Annotated in this window: 8 protein-coding genes; 5 read left to right on the plus strand and 3 right to left on the minus strand. The window is 67.1% G+C overall.

The features are described from left to right. Window positions 1–37: 37 nt before the first annotated feature. The 4 genes from ACIBGM_RS34465 (at window position 38) to ACIBGM_RS34480 (ending at window position 5,398) form a co-directional block, all read left to right on the plus strand. A complete protein-coding gene (locus ACIBGM_RS34465; protein WP_396387910.1) occupies window positions 38–1,798 on the plus strand; it encodes a chitinase in 1,761 nt (586 codons plus the stop codon). A 94-nt stretch (window positions 1,799–1,892) separates the two neighbouring features. Continuing rightward, complete coding sequence (locus ACIBGM_RS34470) at window positions 1,893–3,554, plus strand: FAD-dependent oxidoreductase (RefSeq protein ID WP_360528124.1); 1,662 nt, start codon at window positions 1,893–1,895, stop codon at window positions 3,552–3,554. Continuing rightward, entirely contained in the window at window positions 3,554–5,017 is a 1,464-nt protein-coding gene (locus tag ACIBGM_RS34475; RefSeq protein ID WP_360528121.1) for an ATP-binding protein, read from the plus strand. The genes ACIBGM_RS34470 and ACIBGM_RS34475 overlap by 1 nt, the downstream gene beginning before the upstream one ends. A 198-nt stretch (window positions 5,018–5,215) precedes the next feature. Beyond that, window positions 5,216–5,398: a hypothetical protein gene (locus tag ACIBGM_RS34480; protein ID WP_360528118.1), complete on the plus strand. Its 183-nt coding sequence runs from the start codon at window positions 5,216–5,218 to the stop codon at window positions 5,396–5,398. A gap of 38 nt (window positions 5,399–5,436) precedes the next feature. On the opposite strand, the gene ACIBGM_RS34485 is transcribed toward ACIBGM_RS34480, so the two are convergent. After that, complete coding sequence (locus ACIBGM_RS34485; protein WP_360528115.1) at window positions 5,437–5,643, minus strand: hypothetical protein; 207 nt, start codon at window positions 5,641–5,643, stop codon at window positions 5,437–5,439. A gap of 151 nt (window positions 5,644–5,794) precedes the next feature. Between ACIBGM_RS34485 and ACIBGM_RS34490 the strand changes: the two genes are divergently transcribed. Then, on the plus strand, window positions 5,795–6,157 hold the full coding sequence (locus ACIBGM_RS34490; protein ID WP_396387911.1) for an antibiotic biosynthesis monooxygenase: 363 nt from the start codon (window positions 5,795–5,797) through the stop codon (window positions 6,155–6,157). Window positions 6,158–6,180: 23 nt separating this feature from the next. Here the strand turns inward: ACIBGM_RS34490 and ACIBGM_RS34495 are convergent, their stop codons facing one another. Both ACIBGM_RS34495 and ACIBGM_RS34500 read right to left on the minus strand, forming a co-directional pair. Continuing rightward, on the minus strand, window positions 6,181–6,990 hold the full coding sequence (locus tag ACIBGM_RS34495; protein WP_360528109.1) for a MerR family transcriptional regulator: 810 nt from the start codon (window positions 6,988–6,990) through the stop codon (window positions 6,181–6,183). Window positions 6,991–7,036: 46 nt separating this feature from the next. Beyond that, the gene (locus ACIBGM_RS34500) at window positions 7,037–7,972 is read right to left on the minus strand and encodes a sugar kinase (RefSeq protein ID WP_396387912.1); all 936 of its coding nucleotides are present in this window, start codon (window positions 7,970–7,972) and stop codon (window positions 7,037–7,039) included. Between the last annotated feature and the right edge of the window lie 153 nt (window positions 7,973–8,125).

Below are 8,125 nucleotides of genomic sequence, written 5' to 3' on the forward strand. Positions count from 1 at the left end.
TACTTAATGAACTCCAACCGCCCCGGGAGGTCCGCTCATGCGTTCACGGTGCCTTGCTGTCGTGCTCGGTCTGGTTCTGCTGCTCGTCGGTGGGACACAGACTGCGCAGGCGGCGAACGTCCTGACCAATCCGGGCTTCGAGACCGGGTCACTGAGCGGGTGGACGTGCTCTGGCGGGTCTGTCGTCAGCAGCCCGGTGCGAAGCGGCGGCTATGCGCTCAACGGGGCGGTGTCGAGTTCGGACTACGCACAGTGCAGCCAGACCGTGTCAGTGCAGCCCAGTACGGCGTACACGTTGTCGGGCTGGGTGCGTGGGTCGTACGTCTATCTGGGCGTCACAGGCGGCGCGTCGACCTGGACGCCGGCTGCTTCGAGCTACACGCAGCTGAGCGTTTCGTTCACGACTGGGGCAAGTCAGACGTCGGTGCAGGTGTATGTGCATGGCTGGTACGGGCAACCGGCGTACCAGGCGGATGACATCAGCCTCGATGGTCCTGGTGGCAACCCGTCCGGTCCTGGCGTTCCCGGGTCGCCTTCCGTCACCGGTACGACGAACAGCAGCATCTCGCTGAGTTGGGGCGCTTCCAGTGGCACCGTCACGGGCTACCGGGTGTACGAAGGCTCCAACGTCGTCCAGACCGTCACTGGTACGACGGCGACCGTCAGCGGACTCGGGACGTGCACGAGTCACACCTACTCGGTTGCGGCGTACAACGGCACTGGTGAGTCGGCCAAGTCCGCAGCAGTGACAGGTACGACGGGAGGCTGCACGAGCACGGGGTTGCCCAAGCACGCGCTGATCGGTTACCTGCACGCGAGCTTCGCCAACGGGTCGGGGTACGTGCGGATGGCCGACGTGCCGGCGGAGTGGAACATCATCAACCTGGCCTTCGGTGAGCCGACGTCGGTGACGTCCGGAGACATCCGGTTCAACCGCTGCCCGGTCGCGGAGTGCCCGAACGTGGAGAGCGAGGCGGAGTTCGTCAGCGCGATCCGGGCCAAGCAGGCGGCCGGGAAGAAGGTGCTGATCTCGATCGGCGGCGCCAACGGGCAGGTGCAGCTGACCACGGCTGCGGCCCGGGATGCGTTCGTCAGTTCGGTCAGCGCGATCATCGACCGCTACGGCCTCGACGGGCTGGACATCGACTTCGAAGGACACTCGCTGTACCTGAACGCGGGCGACACCGACTTCCGCAACCCGACCACACCGGTGATCGTCAACCTGATCTCGGCGCTGAAGTCGCTCAAGGCGAAGTACGGCGCGAACTTCGTGCTGACGATGGCGCCGGAGACGTTCTTCGTGCAGGTCGGGTACCAGTTCTACGGCGGTGCGGGCGGCGGCGACAACCGGACCGGGTCCTACCTGCCGGTCATCCATGCGCTGCGCGACGCGCTGACCGTGCTGCACGTCCAGGACTACAACTCCGGTCCTGTGATGGGGCTGGACAACCAGTACCACACCATGGGCGGCGCGGACTTCCACATCGCAATGACCGACATGATCAAGGCCGGTTTCCCGGTCGCGAACACCGGTCAGACGTTCCCAGGACTCCGGCAGGACCAGATCGCCTTCGGACTGCCGGCAGCGGTCAGCGCAGGCAACGGCTACACCGCCCCGGCAGCCGTGCACCAAGCGCTCGACTGCCTGGTCAAGGGCCAGAACTGCGGCGGCTACAGCCTCCGTGGCGGGGCCTCGCCGGCCTTCCGCGGGCTGATGACGTGGTCGATCAACTGGGACCGGTACTACGGCTGGGAGTTCAAGAACAGTCACGCGCCGTACCTCGCCGCGCTGCCCTGAGGTTTCCCGCAGGCCCGGACTGTGGGAAACCTCAGCAAAGGTGTGCGGGAATTACCCTTCCCGCTTGTTGGTCCGGCGCTGGTATGAAGGAGGCATGACAGCGTCAACGACCCGCCCGGTGATCCTCACCGTGGACGACGACCCCGGCGTTTCCCGGTCGATCGCCCGTGACCTCCGCCGTCGGTACGGCGAGGACCACCGCATCGTGCGGGCGGAGAACCCCGGGCAGGCGCTGGACGCCCTGCGCGAGCTCAAGCTCCGGGGCGAGCCGGTGGCGCTGCTGCTGGCCGACTACCGGATGCCGCAGATGTCCGGGATCGAGTTCCTCGAGGCCGCGATGGATCTGTTTCCGCTCGCGCGCCGCGTGCTGCTCACTGCGTACGCCGACACCGACGCGGCCATCCAGGCGATCAACGTGGTCGACCTCGACCACTACCTGCTGAAACCGTGGAACCCGCCGGAGGAGAAGCTCTACCCGGTGGTCGACGCGATGCTCGACCTGTGGAAGTCGACCCCGGAGCCGTCCACCGACGAGACCCGGGTGATCGGCCACCGCTGGTCGGCGCCGTCGTTCGCGGCCCGCGACTTCCTCGCCCGCAACGCCGTGCCGTACCGGTGGTACGGCGTGGACGAGGACGAGAGCAAGCGGCTGCTGGAGGCAGCCGGGGTGGACGGATCGACGCTCCCGGTGATCATCACGCCGGACGGCACGGTCATGGTGGCGCCGAGCGAGTCCGACCTGGCCACCAAGGTGGGGCTGTCGACCGCGCCGGCCTCGGAGTTCTACGACCTCGTCGTCGTCGGTGGCGGTCCGGCGGGTCTCGGCGCGGCCGTGTACGGCGCCAGCGAGGGGCTGCGGACGGTGCTGGTCGAGCAGTTGGCGACCGGCGGCCAGGCGGGTCAGTCGAGCCGGATCGAGAACTACCTGGGCTTTCCCGACGGTGTTTCGGGTGCACAGTTGACCGACCGGGCCCGTCGTCAGGCGGTGCGGTTCGGCGCCGAGCTACTGACGGCACGGCAGGTGGTCGGCCTGGAGACCCTCGGGTCCGCGCGCAAGCTGAGGTTCTCGGACGGCAGCGAGATCTCGTCGCACTCGGTGATCCTGGCGACCGGCGTCTCGTACCGGACGCTGGACGCCCCCGGCGTGGACGACCTGTGCGGCCGGGGCATCTACTACGGCTCCGCGACGACCGAGGGTCCCAGCTGCGCCGGCCAGGAGGTCTACATCATCGGCGGGGCGAACTCCGCCGGCCAGGCCGCGGTGTACTTCTCGAAACACGCCAAACGCGTGCATATGCTGGTGAGAGGACCATCGCTGACGGCGACGATGTCGTCGTACCTGATCAATCAGATCGACGAGATCGACAACATCGAGGTCCACACCTGTACGCAGGTGGTCGACTGCAAGGGCTCCGACCACCTCGAACGGGCAACCCTGCGGAACAGTGTGACCGGTGAGTCGCGCGAAGTGGACACGGAGTGGATGTTCGTGTTCATCGGCGCGGCCCCACGGACGGACTGGCTGCCGGGTGACCTGCTCCGCGACGAGCGCGGTTTCGTGCTCACCGGGCCGGACCTGCACGGCAAGCCGCCGGGCTGGGCGCTGGAGCGGGAGCCGTACCACCTGGAGACGAGCATGCCGGGCGTGTTCGCCGCCGGGGATGTGCGGGCCGAGTCGGTGAAGCGGGTCGCCTCCGCGGTCGGCGACGGAGCGATGGCCGTGACACTGGTGCACCGATACCTGGAGATGCTCTGATGACTGTCGAGACCGAGCCGCGCCGGCTGACCCCGGACGAGTTGCGCACGCTCTTCCTGTTCGAGTCGCTGACCGACGAGCAGTTGCAGTGGCTCTCCGACGCCGGGTACGTCGAGTCGGTGCAGGACGGGATCGTGTTCAGCGAGGGAGACCCGGCCACCTGCTGCTACGTGCTGCTGTCCGGTGAGCTGCGGCTCTGCAAGCTGTCCCACGGTGAAGAGGTCGAGATCAACCGGACCCGCCAGCGCGGGGTCTACGCCGGTGCCTTCAATGCCTTCTTCGGCGCCACCGACCACAAGACCTACACGGCGACGATGCGGGTGACCGAGCCGTCGGAGTTCTACGTGATCGGCGCCGAGACCATGGCGACGATGATGAACACCTGGTTCCCGATGGCGGTGCACCTGATCGAGGGCTTCATCATGGGCATGCGCCGGACCAACGAGACGCTGGGGGAGCGCGAGCGGCTGCTCGCCCTCGGCTCGTTGTCGGCCGGCCTCACGCACGAGCTCAACAACCCGGCCGCGGCGGCGGTCCGGGCCGCGGCGACGCTGCGGCAGCGGGTCGCCGGCATGCGGTCCAAGCTGGCGATGCTTGCCGACGGCACCTTGGATGCGACCAAGCTGCACCAGATCGTCGAGCTGCAGGAGGCGGCGGTCGAGCGGCTGGACAAGACCAAGGACAAGGACATCTCCCCGATGGAGCTGTCCGACGCCGAGGACTCGCTGACCGACTGGCTGGACGACCACGACGTTCAGGCCAGCTGGGATGTCGCGCCGGTGCTGGCCGCGGCGGGTCTCGACGTGCCGTGGATGGAGGAGGTGCTGGCCGCGGTCGGGCCGAAGTACCTCGAGGGTGCCGTGCGGTGGCTGATGTACACGATCGACACCGAGTCGCTGATGAACGAGATCGACGACTCCGTCACCAGGATCTCGACCCTCGTTGGCGCCGCGAAGCAGTACTCGCAGATCGACAGAGCGCCGTACCAGATCGTCGACCTGCGTGAGTTGCTGAAGTCGACGCTGGTGATGATGTCGGGGAAGCTGCAGGGGTACGAGGTGGTGAAGGACTTCGATCCGGAGCTGCCGCCGATCCCGGCGTACGCCGCCGAGCTCAACCAGGTGTGGACCAACATCATCGACAACGCGGTCAGCGCGATGGGCGGGTCGGGCACCCTGACGATCCGGACGAAGAGGGACGGCGCCTACGCGGTCGTCGAGATCGGCGACACCGGCCCGGGCATCCCGCGGGAGATCCGCAACCGCATCTTCGAGCCGTTCTTCACCACCAAGCCGATCGGCGAAGGCACCGGCCTAGGCCTCGACATCTCCTGGCGCATCGTGGTCAAGAAACACCACGGCGACCTCCGCGTCGAGTCCCAGCCCGGCAACACCCGCTTCAAGATCGTCCTCCCCCTGGATCCCGAAAAAGAGCTAGAAACCGACCCCGACCTCCTCACCTAGCCCGGCGGTTCTTCGCTCCTCCAGAATCCGTCCGGCGTCGACGGCGTGTGGCACGTACTCGTCGTACAGCGTGAAGCCCGCCATCACGGTCCACTCGTCCCGCCTCGAGCAAGCGAACCACCTCCACCCGAGCAGCACGACCGGACCGGAGCACGACGTTCACCTGGCGACGAGCCGTCGTACCGCGGAAGACTCAGCGTGCCAGGAACCGTCCACCCACCCGATGCGGTGTCCCGCGTCGTTCGCCAGCACCAGCAGGATCGCTTGACGCATGCGCTCGATCAGCTGCTCCAGCTCATCCCGGCGCAAGCACACCGGAACGCTCCCGCTTACCTGCTCAGCCCCATCCTCTTCCCGGTCGAGGACCCGGACGACACCTGATCGGCACCAGTTGATCGAGCGCGACCTGCGGATGCTCGTCAGGCTTGGCTTTCCTCGGTCGGGGGTTGAGGAGTGTCGTTGCGGTCGGAGTCCGGCTGCGCGCCGTCGTCGTGGCGGATCTCCTGCCCACGTACGTCGACGTCACCACGCTCGAGAGCCTCGTTCACCTCGGTATCAGTGACCTCAGCCGGATCCTCATGCGTCACCGGAGTCAACCCCTCGTAGGGCCCACTGGGACTGGTCATAGCTGTCTCTCCATTCCTGACTGCTGTCCAACTCCCAGTGCCCAGCAACAGACACATCCACTCAGCCCCCGCACCCGCGGACAGCCCCCTGTCACATCTCCCCACCGCGATCCGTCAACCCGACATACACCGAGATCACCAGGAGAACACCATGCACACGACACAACACCCAGCCGCCCCGCAAACCACCGCCGCACCCGCCACCCCAGACGCAGAGGCGGGTGTGGGAGTTGTGCGGATCCACACGTACGCGGTTGATCCCGACAAGCTGGATGAGTTTCTCGAGCGACGAGCGAAGGTGATCGGGGTGATCCGGGACGCGCACCCCGGGCTGACCTCGACGCAGCTTGTCCGGCTCGAGGACGGGACCTACACCGACACATGGCGGTGGGAGTCGTTCCCGGCGATGGCAGCCGCCTTCCCACTGGCCCAGTCACCGGAAGCAGTAGCCGCCTGGTCCCTGGTCTCCGCCCCACCCACCGCCACCAACGCCCAGATCATCGACGAGCGCTGACCGCACAGCATGCAGTTGGTTGGTTAGGGAAGTTCTAGTTGGAGTTCGGTTAGCCAGTGGGATTCGTCTTCGCCGTTGGCTTCGAGGAAGTGGTGGCGCCAGCGGGGGGATTGGAGGAGGTTGTGGTGGTCGTTGGACTCGGCCCAGTGGGCTAGAGCCTGGTAGGCGGTGGCGATTCCGGATATCGGGCCCTCGTGGATGGTTGAGGCCACCTCGACGGCCGGCAGTGAGCGGGTCTCGAGGCCGGGAACCGAGTCAGCGGGTACGGCGTACCCGGCGATGACCTCGACCGTTGGGCCGCCGTCCGTCGAGACGAAACGAGCCACGGGCGTGGTCCGGTCGGCATACACGGCCTCCATCCGCTCGATCACCTGGCCGAACAGATCCCGCAGTACGTGGCCGGTGCTCTGTGGGCTTGCATCGGCTGCGGTCGCGGAGAGGGACGCGATCGTCAGTGCGTCGGCTTGTTTGATTTCGATCGTCGCGTTCATGCGGTTCTCCTGCTCGATCAGTCGGAGTCTCGCTGTCACTCGGTCGAGGACGTGCCGGTCGTGCCGCATCCGGCGTTCGAACTCGGCCTGCCGTAGCCGCAGCATCCCCTTCATCTCCGCGGGGTCCACGCCTTCACCGAGCAGCCGGCCGACCTCGTCGAGGCTGAACCCGAGCCCTTTGAGGGCGACCAGACGATTCAGGGTCGCCAGCTGCGCGACGTCGTACGAGCGTCGGCCGCTGTGCGGATCGACGTACGCAGGCTTGAGTACGCCGATGGCGTCGTAGTGCCGCAGCATGCGCGTCGATACTCCGCCGAGGCGAGCGAATTCTCCGATGTTCACCATGACACCCCCGACTCTCTGCCTTGACACAGTGTCAACTGCAAGGTCAGCGGAGTGCGGTGCCTTGGGTGTGCGAGAGCAGGCTCAGGTCGTCGCGAGTGGGGAGGGACTCCCAGTCGCCGGTCGCGGTGACGCAGAAGGCGCCGGACGTGGTGGCGCGGTCGAGGCGGTGTTCGGGGGAGAGGCTGTCGAGGGTTCCGGAGAGGTAGCCGGAGACGAACGCGTCGCCGGCGCCGATGCTGTCGACGACGGTGACAGGGAGGGCCGCACGGTGGATCGTGCTGTCGGCGGTGTGCGTCCAGGCGCCCTTGCCACCGGCGGTCACGACAACCTCGGTGATGCCGGTGTCCAGCAGGGCGCGAACTGGTTCGGCGGCGTCGGTGAGGATGTCGAGCTCGTCGTCGGACGCGAAAACCGTGTGTACGAAGGGAAGTAGCTCACGCAGCGCAGTCGCCGCGTCGGTGCGTGACCACAGGCGAGCGCGGTAGTTGACGTCCAGCGACACGCGTACGTCGGACTCCGCAGCTGCACGTACGACGGCCAGCGTCGCAGCCCGCGTAGAGTCGGACAGGGCCGGCGTGATGCCGGTGACATGCAGGAGCCGAGGCGTGGACGCTTCCAACGCGGCGACGCACTCCGTAATGGTCAGCGTGGAACCGGCCGAGCCGCGGCGGTGGTAGCTGACCCGGGTGATGTCGTGCGACGGCTGGTCGAACGCGATGAACCCGGTGAAAGACTCGTCCGAGAACCGGAGCCACCGCGTGTCCACACCCTCGGCCCGCAGTGTGCGCTGGATCAGCCGACCGGGCTCGTCGTTGCCCACGGCACCCAGCCAGGCGGCCTGGTGCCCGAGCCGCGACAACCCGATCGCGACGTTGCTCTCCGACCCGGCGATCGACAGGTGCGCATCACCGCCGAGCCGCATCGGACGAGCAGTCCGCAACGAAACCATCGTCTCGCCGATGGTCAGGAGATCAGTCATCGGTCTACTCCAGAGAAAGCGGTCGGCATAGAAAGCGATCGGCGCGGAGGTTGCCCACCGAACCCGGGGGTTGCCCCCTGGGATTTGCCGTGGCAACCCCCGGTTCGCGGGGTTAACCCTTCGGGTTGGGGGTTGTCCGGGCGGGTTGGGGGA

This window comes from Kribbella sp. NPDC050470 (genome assembly GCF_044458365.1).
Lineage (GTDB): Bacteria > Actinomycetota > Actinomycetes > Propionibacteriales > Kribbellaceae > Kribbella.